Annotated in this window: 13 protein-coding genes and 1 pseudogene; 9 read left to right on the forward strand and 5 right to left on the reverse strand. The window is 59.6% G+C overall.

Annotated elements, in window-relative coordinates; all coding sequences use genetic code 11:
* The 9 genes and pseudogenes from ACRESJ_RS29230 to ACRESJ_RS29270 all read left to right on the forward strand — a co-directional run.
* A pseudogene (locus ACRESJ_RS29230) lies at positions 1 to 288 on the forward strand (4-deoxy-4-formamido-L-arabinose-phosphoundecaprenol deformylase); the annotation flags it as partial.
* Positions 285 to 1934 (forward strand): lipid IV(A) 4-amino-4-deoxy-L-arabinosyltransferase, encoded by a 1650-nt coding sequence (gene arnT, locus ACRESJ_RS29235; RefSeq protein ID WP_431760983.1) that lies wholly within the window; start codon positions 285 to 287, stop codon positions 1932 to 1934. The pseudogene ACRESJ_RS29230 and the gene arnT, both read left to right, overlap by 4 nt.
* On the forward strand, positions 1931 to 2275 hold the full coding sequence (gene arnE, locus ACRESJ_RS29240; RefSeq protein WP_431760984.1) for a 4-amino-4-deoxy-L-arabinose-phosphoundecaprenol flippase subunit ArnE: 345 nt from the start codon (positions 1931 to 1933) through the stop codon (positions 2273 to 2275). Before arnT ends, arnE begins: the two co-directional genes overlap by 4 nt.
* A complete protein-coding gene (arnF, locus tag ACRESJ_RS29245; protein ID WP_431760985.1) occupies positions 2272 to 2673 on the forward strand; it encodes a 4-amino-4-deoxy-L-arabinose-phosphoundecaprenol flippase subunit ArnF in 402 nt (133 codons plus the stop codon). The genes arnE and arnF overlap by 4 nt, the downstream gene beginning before the upstream one ends.
* Positions 2670 to 4055, forward strand: coding sequence for a UDP-glucose dehydrogenase family protein (locus ACRESJ_RS29250; protein ID WP_431760986.1), 1386 nt, complete (start codon positions 2670 to 2672; stop codon positions 4053 to 4055). The genes arnF and ACRESJ_RS29250 overlap by 4 nt, the downstream gene beginning before the upstream one ends.
* The gene (locus tag ACRESJ_RS29255) at positions 4055 to 5644 is read left to right on the forward strand and encodes an ArnT family glycosyltransferase (RefSeq protein ID WP_431760987.1); all 1590 of its coding nucleotides are present in this window, start codon (positions 4055 to 4057) and stop codon (positions 5642 to 5644) included. Before ACRESJ_RS29250 ends, ACRESJ_RS29255 begins: the two co-directional genes overlap by 1 nt.
* Positions 5645 to 5861: 217 nt before the next feature.
* Positions 5862 to 6572 (forward strand): HPP family protein, encoded by a 711-nt coding sequence (locus tag ACRESJ_RS29260; protein ID WP_431760988.1) that lies wholly within the window; start codon positions 5862 to 5864, stop codon positions 6570 to 6572.
* Positions 6573 to 6820: 248 nt separating this feature from the next.
* The gene (locus tag ACRESJ_RS29265; RefSeq protein ID WP_431760989.1) at positions 6821 to 7927 is read left to right on the forward strand and encodes an enoyl-CoA hydratase/isomerase family protein; all 1107 of its coding nucleotides are present in this window, start codon (positions 6821 to 6823) and stop codon (positions 7925 to 7927) included.
* Between the two features lie 3 nt (positions 7928 to 7930).
* Entirely contained in the window at positions 7931 to 9082 is a 1152-nt protein-coding gene (locus ACRESJ_RS29270) for an acyl-CoA dehydrogenase family protein (RefSeq protein WP_431760990.1), read from the forward strand.
* 256 nt (positions 9083 to 9338) lie between these two features.
* Here ACRESJ_RS29270 and ACRESJ_RS29275 read toward each other — a convergent pair whose 3' ends face one another.
* The 5 genes from ACRESJ_RS29275 to ACRESJ_RS29295 form a co-directional block, all read right to left on the reverse strand.
* Positions 9339 to 10112 carry an enoyl-CoA hydratase gene (locus ACRESJ_RS29275; protein WP_431760991.1) on the reverse strand — a complete coding sequence of 258 codons (774 nt, stop codon included), beginning with the start codon at positions 10110 to 10112 and terminating at the stop codon, positions 9339 to 9341.
* A 15-nt stretch (positions 10113 to 10127) separates the two neighbouring features.
* Positions 10128 to 11255: an acyl-CoA dehydrogenase gene (locus tag ACRESJ_RS29280; RefSeq protein WP_431760992.1), complete on the reverse strand. Its 1128-nt coding sequence runs from the start codon at positions 11253 to 11255 to the stop codon at positions 10128 to 10130.
* A 145-nt stretch (positions 11256 to 11400) separates the two neighbouring features.
* Positions 11401 to 12591 (reverse strand): acetyl-CoA C-acyltransferase, encoded by a 1191-nt coding sequence (locus ACRESJ_RS29285; protein WP_431760993.1) that lies wholly within the window; start codon positions 12589 to 12591, stop codon positions 11401 to 11403.
* 12 nt (positions 12592 to 12603) lie between these two features.
* On the reverse strand, positions 12604 to 13365 hold the full coding sequence (locus tag ACRESJ_RS29290; protein WP_431760994.1) for an SDR family NAD(P)-dependent oxidoreductase: 762 nt from the start codon (positions 13363 to 13365) through the stop codon (positions 12604 to 12606).
* A 16-nt stretch (positions 13366 to 13381) separates the two neighbouring features.
* Positions 13382 to 15046, reverse strand: coding sequence for an AMP-binding protein (locus ACRESJ_RS29295; RefSeq protein WP_431760995.1), 1665 nt, complete (start codon positions 15044 to 15046; stop codon positions 13382 to 13384).
* Positions 15047 to 15245: the final 199 nt, after the last annotated feature.

The raw sequence follows: 15245 nt of genomic DNA on the forward strand, positions 1-15245 counted from the left end.
TTCGATGAAGTGATCGGCCCCGGTGTCGCCGCCAAGGATTTCAACGCCTTCATTCTTGATCGATTTTCACCTGAAAAACTTAACGTCTACACGATTCACGCCGAAGTAGAAGGGATTCTGATGGCCAATGACTTTCGTCAACTGCTGAGCGATGCGCGCCAGCGAGGTATTGCTTTTCAACGCTTGGGCGATTTAATGCCCGAGGCCACCGGCAATATTCCCGGTGGTCGCGTGGTGCGCGGTGCACTGGCGGGTCGCGAAGGCTGGTTAGGAGTGCAAGGCGCATGAGCAAACGCTGGGCATTGCCTTTGTTGCTGGCCGTCATGGCGCTGGCGTATCTGCTCCCACTAAGCACCCATGGCTTATGGATTCCCGACGAAACCCGCTACGCCCAGATCAGCCAGGAAATGCTCCTGAGCGGTAATTGGGTGTCGCCGCATTTCATGGGCCTGCGTTATTTTGAAAAACCGGCGGCTGGCTACTGGATGATCGCCATCGGCCAGGCGGTGTTCGGGCAGAACCTGTTTGGCGTGCGCTTTGCCTCGGCTTTGAGTACCGGGATGAGTGTGCTGCTGTGTTACCTCATCGCTCGCCGGATGTGGAACGAACCGCGCAAGAGTTTCGCCTGTGCACTGCTGTACATGAGTCTCACAGTAGTCGCCGGCGCCGCGGGTTACGCCAACCTCGATCCGCAATTCACTTTTTGGGTCAACCTGAGCCTCGTCGCCTTGTGGTTTGCCCTGGACAGCGTCGACCGCACCCAACGCTTGATTAGCTGGGCGGTCCTGGGCCTGGCCTGTGGCATGGGTTTCATGACCAAGGGATTTCTCGCCTGGCTATTGCCCGTACTGATCGCCCTGCCCTGGATGCTCTGGCAAAAACGCTGGCGTGAGTTGCTGGTTTATGGCCCGGTAGCGATAGCGGTGGCCATCGCCGTGAGCCTGCCGTGGGCCTTGGCGGTGCATGCTCAAGAACCCGATTACTGGCGGTTCTTTTTCTGGCACGAACATGTCCGCCGCTTTGCCGGGGAGGATGCCCAACACAGTGCACCGTGGTGGTATTACTTGCCGTTGCTGGTGGCATTCAGCGTGCCGTGGACCGCATTGCTGCCAGCGGCGCTCAAGCAAGCCTGGCAGACCAGGCACCAGGCCAACATCGCGTTCCTGCTGCTGTGGCTGGTGATGCCACTGATGTTCTTCAGCCTCAGTAAAGGCAAGTTGCCGTCCTACATCCTGCCGTGCCTGCTGCCTCTGGCATTGTTGATCGGTCATGCGCTGGCGGACCGCTTGAGGCTGGCGCAAGGGCGCGCCTTGGGCATCAATGGCCTGCTAAACCTCGCCCTGGGTCTAATCACCCTGCTGGCCCTGGTTTATCTGCAACTGAAAAAACCGGTCTACGACCATGAACTTCACAATCTGGTGCTGGTGTTTATCGGCCTGATTGGCTGGATCGTCGCCAACCTGTGTCAAGCCTTTCGGCCTTTGCAATGCTGGGCCGCGCCAGCCTTCGGCAGTTTGCTGCTCATCGGAGTAATACCTGCGGCGCTGCCCAATGCCGTGGTCGCCAACAAGATGCCGGACCAATTCATCCTCGAGCATGCCGCCGAACTCGGCCAGACCAATCGTTTGCTGAGCAACGACCTGGGCGCCGCGTCCGCCCTGGCCTGGCGCCTGAAACGCCCGGAGGTGTTTTTGTACAACACGATAGGCGAGTTGAAATATGGCCTTGCCTATCCTGAGGGGCAAATACAGCGCGTGGACCCCAATCAGTTGCAAGCATGGATGCGCGACGCCCGCCAGTCAGGGTCGGTGGGCGTGGTCATGCGGATCAAGGGCACAGACGAGCTCCACGAATTGGAACAGTTGCCTACACAAGGCAAGCGTTATGAACAAGGCAACATCGTGATTCTGATCATCCCGCAGGCAACACCATGAGCCTGCTTCTGCTTCTGTGCGCCTGCTTGCTGACCTGTCTGGGGCAGATTGCCCAGAAGTACGCCGTCGAAAGCTGGCGTGGCCAAACCTCGGGCCTGGGCCAGAAGTTGCGCTCGCCCTGGCTGTGGTTGGCCCTAGCCTCGCTGGGGCTGGGCTTGCTGGTGTGGCTACTGGTGTTGCAGCGCCTGGAAGTCAGCATTGCCTACCCGATGCTGAGCCTCAACTTCGTTTTGATCACCTTGGTCGCCCGCTTTGTCTTCTCCGAACCCATTGACCGTCGTCACTGGCTGGGGGTCGCCCTGGTCATGAGTGGCGTGGCACTACTGGGGCAACATACATGAACCAACGTCGCGGAATCACATTTGCCCTGGGCAGCGTATTGCTGGTCAGTGCCGCACAACTGGGCATGCGCTGGAGCATGAGCCGCTTGCCGTCACCCGCGCACTGGCTGGACACTGACATCAACTTGAGCGCTGTCGCGGTGGTGCTGGCCGCAATCGTGGCCTACGCACTGTCGATGCTCAGTTGGTTGCTGGCACTGCGGGATTTGCCATTGGGTCGGGCCTACTCGTTGCTCAGCATCAGTTACGCATTGGTCTACGTGGCCGCCGCCGGTCTGCCGCTGTTCCAGGAACATTTCAGCCTTTCGAAAAGCCTCGGAGTGACCCTGGTCATTCTCGGGGTGATCACCATCAACTCTCGACCAGCAAGTGCGCCCGAACTCAGGAGTGCCTCATGAAAATCAGTGTATTTGGTAGCGGTTACGTCGGTCTGGTTCAAGCAGCCGTTTTGGCTGAGGTCGGTCATGACGTGGTGTGCATGGACATTGACAAGAAAAAAGTCGAGTTGCTGCAACAAGGCCACGTCAGCATCTTTGAGCCGGGGCTGGCCAGCCTGGTGCGTGAAAGTCTGGAAGCCAATCGGCTTCAATTCACCACTGACGAAAAGCTCGCCGTGCAACACGGTCAGGTACTGTTCATTGCGGTCGGCACGCCGTCCCTTGAAGACGGCTCGGCTGATTTGCGCTACGTGTTGTCGGTGGGTGACGCCGTGGCGCGCCATCGCGAACAACCGGTGATTCTGGTGGAGAAATCCACCGTACCCGTGGGCACTGGCGATCGCTTGCGCGAGCACATCGACAAGTGCCTGATCAAGGCCGGGCGTTTGCTGCAGTTCGATATCGTCTCCAACCCCGAGTTTCTCAAGGAAGGCTCTGCCGTGGCCGATTGCCGGCGTCCGGACCGCATCATCATCGGTTGCGATCGCGAAGAGGTACGCGATGTGATGCGTGACCTGTACTCGCCCTTCAACCGCAACCACGAACGCGTCATGTTCATGGACCTGCGCAGCGCCGAGCTCACCAAGTACGCCGCCAACTGCATGCTGGCGACCAAGATCAGCTTCATCAACCAGATCGCCGAACTGGCCGAGCACGTGGGTGCCGACATCGAATCGGTACGCTTGGGCATCGGCGCCGATTCGCGCATCGGTTACCACTTCATCTATCCCGGTTGCGGTTATGGCGGCTCATGTTTTCCCAAGGACATGCGCGCCCTGATCCACAGCGCCGAAGAGGCTCACTGCTCCAGCGATTTGCTTCAAGCGGTGGAAGCCATCAACCAGCGGCAAAAACACAAGTTGTTCGAGCGCATCAAGGCGTTCTACAAGGGCGATCTGCGCGGCAAGACGTTCGCCGTGTGGGGCTTGGCATTCAAGCCAAACACCGATGACATGCGCGACGCCCCTAGCCGCGTGCTGCTGGAGGCGCTGTGGGCCGCTGGCGCCAACGTGCGAGCGTTCGACCCGGAAGCCATGCAGGAAACCCAGCACCTGTATCCCGATGAAACCCGGCTGATGCTCATGGGCACGCCCGAATCGGTATTGAACGGCGCTGACGCCCTGATCATCTGCACCGAGTGGCAGCAGTTCAAGGCCCCGGATTTCGACCTGATCCGTCAACGACTCAGTGCACCGGTGATCTTCGACGGCCGCAACCTTTACGACGCCGAACGGCTGGCCCGCAACGGCTTCATGTACTTCCCGATGGGCCGTGGCGAGTCGCGCAAGTTGCCGATTCCGCACCAGCAATGGCCCCAGGCATCGCTCTCCGAGCTTTCGTAATGTCGCTGTCTATCCGCCAACAGTCCTTCATCGTTGGACTGTTGGCCTTGCTGTTGTTCACTGCCGGTGTATATCAGCAGGCGCCGATCGGTTTTGACTCGCGCTTTGTTCTGTTCGCCCAGGAAATGCTGCGACACGGGCCGTCCTTTTTCCCTACCACGTATGGTCAGCCTTACGCCGACTACTCCGCGCTTTCGACCCTGTTCATCTGGCTGGCGGCCCTGCCGTTCGGCCAGGTCAACAGTCTCAGTGCCTGGCTCCCAAGCGCTATTGCCGGTGCTGTCATCGTCACGCTGATGTACCGGTTAGTCGCACCTTTTTCCACCCGCTGGGCGTTGCTGAGCATTGCCCTGATGTTGCTGACCAACATCTTTGTTACGGAAACCCGTGCCGTTTCCCAAGACTTGATGCTGGCAGCGGTGGCATTCGCCGTGTTTTACCTGGGCTACGCCGCCGACCACTTCGAGGCACCACGTCGGTGGGGCCTGATCTTCGCCCTGCTGCTGTTGGGCTTCGGGTTGCGCGGCCCGATCGGGCTGGTGATTCCCACCGGGATGCTTTGCAGCTACTTGTTGCTCAATCGTCAGTGGCGGCGGTTTTTCGGCTTCGGCCTGACGGCGGCTCTTCTGCTGGGCGTGTGCCTGGGGACATTACTTTGGCTGGCCCAAACCAGTGCAGGCCCGGCGTTCGTGCAGGACGTAATTCGCATGCAGTTCATGGGTCGCCTTGACGGCAGCGAGGGCGCCAGCGGTTCGCTCTACTATTTCACCAGTTCGATTGGCAACTATGCGCTGGCCTATCCTTTGGCCCTGCTGAGCTTGATCGCACTCGTTCTGAACAATCCACGCCCAACCGGGCCGGCTTTACGATTGCTTCAGTATTGCGTGGCAGCAGGATTGATCGTGATGCTCGGCCTTTCCATACCCCAGGCGAAAAAAGCCCGCTACCTGCTACCGATGCTGCCCATGGCGGCCATTGTTGCGGCGTATCCGTTTGCGGTGATTCAGGGGCGATTGTTCTTCTGGTTGCGCGTCTTGATGCAAGGCTTGTGGTTGCTGATGCCGGCGCTACTGATGGGCGGATTGCTATTCGCACAGCGACGTTACGGGCAACATCTGACCAGCCTTGTTCCAACGATGATCGTGCTGGGTGCGTTACAAGTGATCGCGTTGGCAATGCTTGCAAAAGCGCATTGGCGACCTCAGGCATTAGCGTTCTGCGCGGTCCTGGCGCTGTGGTCGGCGTACATCATGGTCTTCGAGCCAGTTGAACGCCGGGTTTACGACAACCAAACCTTCAGTCGCGCGACACTCGCAAAAATGCAGGCGTATCCTGCGCCTCTGGTGCTGCATGGCATGGGCAAAGACGCCAAGGCCATTAAGTTCATGATCAATACAGAGCAAGACTTGCTACCGCTCTTCACCGAATCCAACCAGGCATTGGAAAGTGTGGCGGCGCCTGCATGGGTGATGATGGACTTGAGAGATTATCGGGCGTTTCAAGCCAATGTGCCGGGCACGCCGCAACCGGTATTGAGTGGTCGATTTGATAACAACGACTTCGTGTTACTGCATTTGCTGAAACCTTGAGACTCACCATCCCTCGGGTTAGAGGTTCATGCAGCGCGGTTTAACATCAAAATCAATGAATTTAAGCTTCATTAATATGAATTTGTCAGCATCAGAAATGATCGGCAAACTGTCCTCGTTCCTCCCCCAATAGTTGGAACACCTTCAAGGGCTTTCTGGGTATTCCCGGTAAGCCTTTTTTTTACCTCAGGTTTTTGTCTACGGAACGATTTTCATCATGCTCGCTCGCTGGTTGCCTGCCGCTATCAATACCCGTCCTACCGAATGGAGCCGTGCCGCCATTGGTATGGCCATTGGCACACTGGCCAGTGTCTGGCTTTGCAGCCTTGTGTTCGGCCTCGAAGCGGCGCAGCACCTGATCGGCCCGCTGGGGGCGTCCGCGGTATTGCTGTTTGCGGTGTCTTCCGGTGCGCTGGCGCAACCCTGGTCGATTGTCGGCGGTTACCTGTGCGCCGGGGTCATGGGGCTGTTGGCGGCCCATGTTCTGGGGCGCACCTTGGGCAGTGCCTCCCTGGCGGCGGGCATGGCGGTAATCCTGATGTGCTGGCTGCGCTGCCTGCATCCTCCGGCCGGTGCGGTGGCGGCGACGACGGTTCTGGCTGATCCGACGACCATTGCGATGGACTGGATGGCACTGGGGCCGGTCATGCTCAGTGCATTGGTCATGGTGCTGTGCGCTGTGGCCTATAACAACCTCACGCGCATTCGCTATCCCAAGCGCCCCGCCGAACCGGTGCCGATGGTGCCCGCCGATCACCCACCTATCGACAGTCAGGCGATCACGGCCGATGACCTGAAACTGGCCTTGGCGGATATGGACGCCTTTATCGACGTCACCCCGGAAGATCTGGAACAACTGATTCATATCAGTGAGTTGCACGCCAAACGTCGCAGTATTGGTGAAGTCCTGAGCCGTACCAGCGCCTGACTTCCCCTGCTTTTGTAGGAGCGAGCTCGCTCGCGAAGAACGCCAGCCCACCGCGGTGCACCAGACAGCTCGCGTTATCGTTGACGTCCTTCGCGAGCGAGCTCGGCTCCTACAGAAAAGCAAATGCAAAAATGCAGAAAGCCCCTGCATTTTTTCGCGTTGTACATCACAAATTTGCACTGTTACGATCCTGCATCGCTCGCGCGCGAGCTACCTTAATAAAGAACAATAAAAGCAGGGAGTTAGTGATGACTGCTCAGGTTTCTTCTCCGGGGACTCAGTCCATGGATGCCACGCAAAATGAAGTGCTGGCCGAGGTTCGCAACCACATCGGTCACCTGACCCTCAACCGTCCCGCTGGCCTCAACGCCATCACCCTGGACATGGTGCGCAACCTGCACCGTCAGCTCGACGCCTGGGCCCAGGATTCGCAGGTGCATGCAGTGGTCCTGCGCGGTGCTGGCGAGAAAGCGTTCTGTGCCGGTGGCGACATCCGCTCGCTGTACGACAGCTTCAAAAGCGGCGACACCCTGCATGAAGACTTCTTCGTCGAGGAATACGCCCTCGACCTCGCTATCCATCACTACCGCAAGCCCGTTCTGGCCTTGATGGACGGGTTTGTCCTGGGTGGTGGCATGGGGCTCGTGCAAGGCGCCGATCTGCGGGTAGTCACCGAGAAAAGCCGTCTGGCCATGCCAGAGGTCGGCATTGGTTATTTCCCGGACGTTGGCGGCAGTTACTTCCTGCCCCGCATTCCCGGGGAACTGGGGATTTATCTGGGCGTCAGCGGTGTGCAGATCCGCGCGGCCGATGCGCTGTATTGCGGTCTGGCGGACTGGTACCTGGACAGCAGCAAACTGGCTGCGCTCGACGAAAAACTCGATCTACTGCAATGGAACGATTCACCACTCAAGGACCTGCAAGGCCTGTTGGCGACACTGGCCGTGCAACAACTGCCCGACGCACCTTTGAGCACATTGCGCCCGGCCATCGACCACTTCTTCGCCCTGCCCGACGTCCCGAGTATGGTTGAGCAAATGCGCCAGGTTACGGTCGCAGACAGCCATGAGTGGGCCACGACCACCGCCGATCTGCTGGAAACCCGCTCACCGCTGGCCATGGGCGTGACCCTGGAAATGCTTCGTCGCGGACGGCAGCTGAGCCTTGAGCAATGTTTCGCCCTCGAATTGCATCTGGACCGCCAATGGTTCGAACGCGGCGACCTGATCGAAGGCGTGCGCGCCCTGTTGATCGACAAAGACAAGAATCCGCGCTGGAGCCCGCCCACCCTGCAGGCGCTGGACGCCGAGCACGTGGCGAGTTTCTTCAACGGTTTCGATGAGAGCGGGAGCTGAGCCATGCACGATATCGAATTGAGCGAAGAGCAAATCATGATCCGCGACATGGCCCGGGACTTTGCCCGTGGCGAGATCGCGCCCCATGCCCAGGCCTGGGAAAAGGCCGGCTGGATCGATGACGGCCTGGTGGCGAAGATGGGTGAACTGGGCCTGCTGGGCATGGTGGTGCCCGAGGAATGGGGCGGCACCTATGTCGATTACGTCGCCTATGCGCTGGCGGTAGAGGAAATCTCCGCCGGTGATGGTGCCACCGGTGCGTTCATGAGCATCCACAACTCGGTGGGTTGCGGGCCGGTCCTCAACTACGGCACTGAAGAACAGAAACAGACCTGGCTGGCGGATCTTGCCAGCGGCCAGGCCATCGGCTGCTTCTGCCTGACCGAACCCCAGGCAGGCTCCGAAGCGCATAACCTGCGCACCCGCGCCGAACTGCGTGACGGCCAGTGGGTGCTCAACGGCGCCAAGCAGTTTGTCAGCAACGGCAAACGGGCAAAGCTGGCCATCGTCTTCGCGGTGACTGATCCTGACCTGGGCAAGAAAGGTATTTCGGCCTTTCTGGTGCCGACAGACACCAAAGGCTTCATCGTCGATCGTACCGAACATAAAATGGGCATTCGCGCATCCGACACCTGCGCCGTGACCCTCAACAACTGCGCCATTGCCCAGGACAATCTGCTCGGTGAGCGTGGCAAAGGCCTGGCCATTGCCCTATCCAACCTTGAAGGCGGTCGCATCGGTATTGCAGCGCAAGCGCTGGGTATCGCCCGTGCGGCGTTTGAAGCAGCCCTGGCCTACTCCCGTGATCGTGTGCAGTTCGCCAAACCGATCATCGAGCATCAGAGCGTCGCCAATATGCTGGCGGACATGCACATGCAGTTGAATGCTGCGCGACTGATGATCCTGCACGCTGCGCGGTTGCGTACTGCCGGCAAGCCATGCCTGTCGGAGGCTTCGCAAGCCAAGCTGTTTGCATCGGAAATGGCCGAGAAGGTCTGTTCGTCAGCGATACAGATCCATGGCGGGTACGGGTATCTGGAAGATTACCCGGTGGAGAAATACTACCGGGACGCGCGGATTACGCAGATCTATGAGGGGTCGAGCGAGATACAGCGAATGGTGATTGCCCGGGAACTGAAGAACTACCTGGTTTGAAGCCTTAAAAGCTTCGCGGGCAAGCCCGCTCCCACAGGTTTCGGGGTGTACACGAATTTTGTGACCGTCCGAGAACCTTGTGGAAGCGGGCTTGCCCGCGATAAGGCCCGCACATTCAACATCATGTCGCCTGACACTGCGCCATCGCCACCAAGCCGGCTCCTACAGGTATCTGCGTCGAGCACAAACTCTGTGCCCGCTGGAGATTCACTGTAGGAGCCGGCTTGCTGGCGATGGCTTCAGACGGTGCGCCGCATCACTTGTCCTTGAACTCTGCCTCACGCTTGGCAATAAACGCCGCCATCCCTTCCTTCTGATCCTGCGTCGCAAACGCCGCATGGAACACCCGACGCTCGAAACGCACGCCTTCGGACAGGCTCACTTCAAAGGCGCGGTTGACGCTTTCCTTGACCATCATCGAAATCGGCAACGACTTTTTGGCAATCAACGCCGCGACTTTCAGCGCTTCATCGAGCAACTCATCACTCGGCACGATACGCGCGACGATCCCGCAACGCTCCGCTTCCTCGGCACCGATCAGGCGCCCGCTCAGGCACATCTCCATGGCTTTGGCCTTGCCTACGGCACGGGTCAGACGTTGGGTGCCGCCCATGCCCGGCAACACGCCGAGGTTGATTTCCGGCTGGCCGAACTTGGCGTTGTCGCCGGCCAGGATGAAGTCGCACATCAGCGCCAGTTCACAACCACCACCCAAGGCGAAACCGTTGACCGCGGCAATGATCGGCTTGCGGCGGTTGGCGACGCGGTCGCTGTCGCTGAACAGGTCATCGATGTAGATCTGCGGATAGGTCAGCTCGGCCATTTCCTTGATGTCGGCACCGGCAGCAAATGCTTTTTTCGAACCGGTCAGCACGATGCATCCGATGTTCGCGTCCTTCTCCAGGCCATCAAGGGCGTGGTTCACTTCGCTGACAATCTGCGCGTTCAGCGCATTCAGCGCCTGCGGACGGTTCAGGGTGATCAGGCCAACGCGGCCATGGATTTCCAGCAAAATCGTTTCGTAGTTCACGTAGAGGTTTCCTTTTTATAGATTGCGCGAAATGACCATGCGTTGAATATCGCTGGTGCCTTCATAGATCTGGCAAACCCGCACGTCGCGGTAGATCCGCTCCAGCGGGAAGTCGTTCAAGTAACCGTAACCACCCAGGGTTTGCAACGCCGACGAGCAAACCTTCTCGGCCATTTCCGAGGCGAACAGTTTGGCCATCGAGGCTTCGACCAACGCCGGTTTTCCGCTATCACGCAGGGCGGCTGCGTAATGCACCATCTGCCGCGCCACGGCGATCTGGGTTGCCATGTCCGCCAGGCGGAACGCCACGGCTTGATGCTCAACTATCGGCTTGCCGAAGCTCTCGCGCTCACGGGCGTAGTCGCGTGCCGCTTCGAACGCGGCGCGAGCCATGCCCACCGATTGCGAGGCGATACCGACACGTCCGCCTTCGAGGTTGGCCAGGGCAATCCTGTAGCCTTCGCCCTCTTCGCCCAAACGGTTGGCCACCGGGACTTTGACGTCTTCGAAGAGGATCTGGCAGGTGTCCGAGGCGTGCTGGCCGAGTTTGTCTTCAACCCGTGCGACTTTGTAGCCCGGCGAATCGGTAGGCACGATGAACGCGCTGATTCCGCGCTTGCCAGCGGTTGGATCGGTCACGGCGAACACGATCACCACCCCGGCGTTCTGCCCGGAAGTAATGAATTGTTTGCAGCCGTTGAGCACGTAGTGATCACCGTTCAATTTCGCACGGGTTTTCAAGCCGCTGGCGTCGGAACCGGCCTGGGGCTCGGTCAACGCGAACGCGCCAAGCATCGCACCACTGGCCAGCGGCTTGAGGAAGCGTTCTTTCTGATCATCGTTGCCGTAATGGAGGATCGGTACGCAACCCACCGAGTTGTGCACGCTCATGATGGTCGAACAAGCACCATCGCCAGCGGCGATTTCTTCCAGGGCCATGGCATAGGCCAGGTAACCGGTGTCGCAACCGCCCCACTGCTCCGGCACCAACATGCCGAAGAAGCCCAATTCGGCCATCTCACCGATGGCTTCCTTGGGGAAACGGTGCTCGCGGTCCCATTCGGCGGCAAACGGTTTCAGCCGTTCCTGGGCGAACTGCCGGGCTGCGTCGCTGATTTGCTGTTGTTCGTCATTGGGGATCATGGTGAATCCTTAAAATCCGGGGTACGACATAGAACTTTGTGGGAGCCAGCCTGCTGGCGATAGCGGTGTGTCATGTAAGTATGCATTGACTGACACGACGTCATCGCCAGCAGGCTGGCTCCCACAGGGGTGAGGTTGTGGCCTATTAAAGGCATTCCACGGCCATCGCCGTCGCTTCACCACCGCCAATGCAAATCGCCGCCACACCGCGTTTTAAGCCTTTCTGGCGCAGCGCCGAGATCAGCGTCACCAGAATCCGCGCGCCGGAGGCACCGATCGGGTGGCCCAGGGCGCAGGCGCCGCCGTGCACGTTGAGTTTTTCGTGGGGGATTTCCAGATGCGTCATCGCCGCCATGCCGACCACGGCGAAGGCTTCGTTGACTTCCACCAAGTCCACGTCATTGAGCGACCAGCCGGTTTTCTTCATCAGCTTCTTGATCGCGCCAATCGGCGCCACCGGAAACAGCCCCGGCGTATCGGCGAATGCAGCGTGGGCATGGATGACAGCCAATGGCTTGAGGCCACGCTTGTCAGCTTCGGAGCGGCGCATCAGCACCAGTGCCGCCGCGCCGTCGGAGATCGAACTGGAGTTCGCCGCTGTAACGGTGCCGCCGTCGCGGAACGCCGGTTTCAGCGAGGCGATCTTGTCCAGTTTGGCCTTCGGTGGCTGCTCGTCATTGCTGATCGTCACCTGTTCTTTACCGACGGTCACGGTCAGCGGCACGATCTCGTCCTTGAAGCGGCCATCCTTGATCGCCTGTTGGGCGCGGGTGGTCGAGGCGATGGCAAAAGCATCCTGCGCTTCGCGGCTGAAACCATTGGTTTCGGCGCAATCTTCGGCAAAGGTACCCATCAGGCGACCCTTGTCGTAGGCGTCTTCCAGGCCATCCAGGAACATCGAATCCTGAATCCGGCCGTGGCCCATGCGGTAGCCGCTGCGGGCGCGGTCCAGCAGGTAGGGCGCGTTGGACATGCTTTCCATGCCCCCGGCGATGATCACGTCGGCGCTGCCAGCCACCAACATGTCATGGGCCAGGATGGCCGCTTCCATGCCCGAACCGCACATTTTGTTGAGGGTGGTGCAGCGGGTCGATTTATCCAGCCCGGCACCCAGCGCCGCCTGGCGCGCCGGGGCCTGGCCCAATCCGGCAGGCAGTACGCAACCGAATAACACTTCGTCCACGGCATCGCTTGCAACACCGGCACGTTCAACGGCGGCCTTGATGGCGGCGGCGCCCAGTTGCGGCGCGGTCAGGCTTTTCAGTTCACCCTGAAAGCCGCCCATGGGGGTGCGGACGGCGCTGACGATAACAATCGGATCGTTGGAAAGGGTCATGACAAAACCTCCTTATTTCGCGGCCATGCGCAAGGCACCGTCGAGACGGATCACCTCGCCATTGAGCATGCTGTTTTCAATGATATGCCGGGCCAGTGCCGCGTATTCGGCAGGCTTGCCCAAACGTGGCGGGAACGGCACACCGGCCGCCAGGGAATCGCGGACTTCCGGGGTCATGCCTGCCATCATCGGCGTTTCGAAAATGCCCGGTGCGATGGTCATCACGCGGATGCCGAATCGCGCCAGTTCGCGGGCAGCGGGCAACGTCAGGCTGACAATCGCACCCTTGGACGCCGCGTATGCCGCCTGACCGATCTGACCGTCATAGGCTGCAGCCGATGCGGTATTGATGATCACACCGCGCTCGCCATCACTGTCTGCCTCGGTTTCGGCGATGGCCGCCGATGCCAGGCGCAGCATGTTGAAACTGCCGATCAGGTTGACGTTGATCACCTGGCTGAAGCTGGACAACGTATGCGGACCGTTCTTGCCCAGGATCTTCTCGCCACGCACGATGCCGGCGCAGTTGACCAGCCCGTTTAGGCCGCCGAAGGCATTGACCGTTGCCTGTACCGCCGCTTGCGCCGCCGCTTCGTCGCTGATGTCCGCCACCACGCTTTGCGCGCCAAGGCGCAGGGCCTGGGCAGCAACGGCTTCGGCGTTCATGTCCACCAGCATCACTTTGGCGCCGGCCGCGACCAGCATTTCAGCCGTAGCCGCACCGAGGCCGGAAGCCCCGCCGGTGACGATAAAAACCTTGTTTTCGATCTGCATCATTGTTTCCTTGGATTCAAGCTGAAACGTTCTTCGCGGCGGCCTCTTGAGCCTTGGCGATTTCCTGGTTGCGCAAGATAAAGCGCTGCAATTTGCCGCTAGGGGTTTTCGGCAACTCGCTGACAAATTCGATTTCACGGGGATAAGAGTGCGCCGCCAGACGCTTGCGTACGTGTTGGCGCAATTCCTCGGCCAACTCTGGCGTGGCTCGGTACTGCGCGCTCAGCACAACAAAGGCTTTGACCAGTTCGGTGCGTTCCGGATCAGGTTTACCGATCACAGCTGCTTCCACGACTGCCGCGTGTTCGATCAGGGCACTTTCCACATCAAACGGACCGACACGGTAGCCGGAGGTGGTAATCACATCGTCACTGCGACCGACAAAGCTGATGCTGCCGTCCGGGTTCCACTCCACGGTGTCGCCGCTCAGGTAGTAATCGCCAACGAAGGCTTTGGTCGGGCCGCCTTCGTAACCGGCGAACCAGCACATCGGTGACTGGGTGCGGTCGAGGGCCAGGATGCCCGGCTGGCCGACACCCAGCTCCTTGTACTCATCGTCCAGCACCACGATGCGGTGGCCAGGCGAGGTAAAACCGGCGGCGCCCATGTGTATCGGGTGTTCCAGGCCATGGTGGTTGCACAGCACCATGCCCAGTTCGGTCTGGCCGTAATGGTCGTGAATGACCACGTCGAGGTTATCGGCGAACCAACGGATCACTTCCGGGTTCAGCGGCTCACCGGCACTGCTGACGATGCGCAACTTGCCCTTGATCGACTTGGCGAATTCGTCGCCGCCGGCAATCAACAGGCGATAGGCCGTCGGCGAACCCGTGAGGTTAGTGATGCCGTATTTATTGATCACCCGGCAGGTGCTTTCGAGGGTAAACGGGCCATCGTAGAACGTGATCGGGTGCCCCAAGGCCATCGGCCCAGTCACGCCAAAATAGATGCCATAGGCCCAACCCGGGTCGGCAACGTTCCAGAACGCATCTTCAGGGCGCAGGTCCACCGCATCGCGGGTGTAGCTCTGGAACGCGACAATCGCTTTGAGCGGTACGGAGAGTGCTTTGGAGGGACCTGTGGTGCCCGAGGTGAACATCAACAGGAACGGGTCTTCACCCGTTAGCATGACCGGCTCGCAGGTATTGGAATAGTTGGCCAGCTCGGCCCAGAAACTGAAATCCCCCTGAACGATGCCTTGGCCTTTGGGCCCGCCGACGGTGACGATGGACGGGCAATCGGTGACTTCGGTGAGTTTGGGGCGGTTGACCGCGTCGGTGACCACCACTTTGGCGCCGGAACAGCCAAGACGATGTTCAATGGCTTTGGGGCCGAAGGCAGTGAACAGCGGTTGATAGACCGCGCCAATGCGCCAGGTGGCGAACACGGTGATCAACAATTCGATATTGCGTGGCAGGAGGCCGGCGACCTTGTCGCCTTTTCTCACGCCTTGAGCTAACAGGAAATTGGCAAAGCGTGCGGCTTTGTCTTGCAAGTCGTTGAAGGTGTAGGTGGCGCTGGAACCATCGCGACCCTCCCAGAACAACGCGATCCGGCCAGGCAACGCATGTCGGTCGCAACATTCGACGCAGGCGTTGAGGGCAGTCAGATCGCCCGCGAGTGCGGCGTCGACGGTGTGCTGATAATTGAACTGTGAAACAGCAGACAAGTAATCGCGCATTGCCAGAGTCCCTTTGTATTTTTATTAGGTTGGGGAGAACCGAAACTAACAGGGAAATACTCGCTCCGCGCGGGGAGCCGGGCAATAGTCAAAATTATCAAGTTGCTTGACTGGTTTGGCCAAGGTTTTGGAGGTGTGGTGTTTGTGAGGCAGCCATCGCGGGCAAGCCCGCTCCCACAGGTCTTGCACAATCCTGTGG

This window comes from Pseudomonas sp. (genome assembly GCF_050739655.1).
GTDB lineage: Bacteria > Pseudomonadota > Gammaproteobacteria > Pseudomonadales > Pseudomonadaceae > Aquipseudomonas.

Coding starts and splice junctions, on each gene's coding strand:
- ACRESJ_RS29280 (WP_431760992.1), bottom strand. CDS start 11,255: ATGATCCCCAATGACGAACAACAGCAAATCAGCGACGCAGCCCGGCAG.
- ACRESJ_RS29265 (WP_431760989.1), top strand. CDS start 6,821: ATGACTGCTCAGGTTTCTTCTCCGGGGACTCAGTCCATGGATGCCACG.
- ACRESJ_RS29290 (WP_431760994.1), bottom strand. CDS start 13,365: ATGCAGATCGAAAACAAGGTTTTTATCGTCACCGGCGGGGCTTCCGGC.
- ACRESJ_RS29295 (WP_431760995.1), bottom strand. CDS start 15,046: ATGCGCGATTACTTGTCTGCTGTTTCACAGTTCAATTATCAGCACACC.
- ACRESJ_RS29260 (WP_431760988.1), top strand. CDS start 5,862: ATGCTCGCTCGCTGGTTGCCTGCCGCTATCAATACCCGTCCTACCGAA.
- ACRESJ_RS29285 (WP_431760993.1), bottom strand. CDS start 12,591: ATGACCCTTTCCAACGATCCGATTGTTATCGTCAGCGCCGTCCGCACC.
- arnF (WP_431760985.1), top strand. CDS start 2,272: ATGAACCAACGTCGCGGAATCACATTTGCCCTGGGCAGCGTATTGCTG.
- ACRESJ_RS29270 (WP_431760990.1), top strand. CDS start 7,931: ATGCACGATATCGAATTGAGCGAAGAGCAAATCATGATCCGCGACATG.
- ACRESJ_RS29250 (WP_431760986.1), top strand. CDS start 2,670: ATGAAAATCAGTGTATTTGGTAGCGGTTACGTCGGTCTGGTTCAAGCA.
- arnT (WP_431760983.1), top strand. CDS start 285: ATGAGCAAACGCTGGGCATTGCCTTTGTTGCTGGCCGTCATGGCGCTG.
- arnE (WP_431760984.1), top strand. CDS start 1,931: ATGAGCCTGCTTCTGCTTCTGTGCGCCTGCTTGCTGACCTGTCTGGGG.
- ACRESJ_RS29255 (WP_431760987.1), top strand. CDS start 4,055: ATGTCGCTGTCTATCCGCCAACAGTCCTTCATCGTTGGACTGTTGGCC.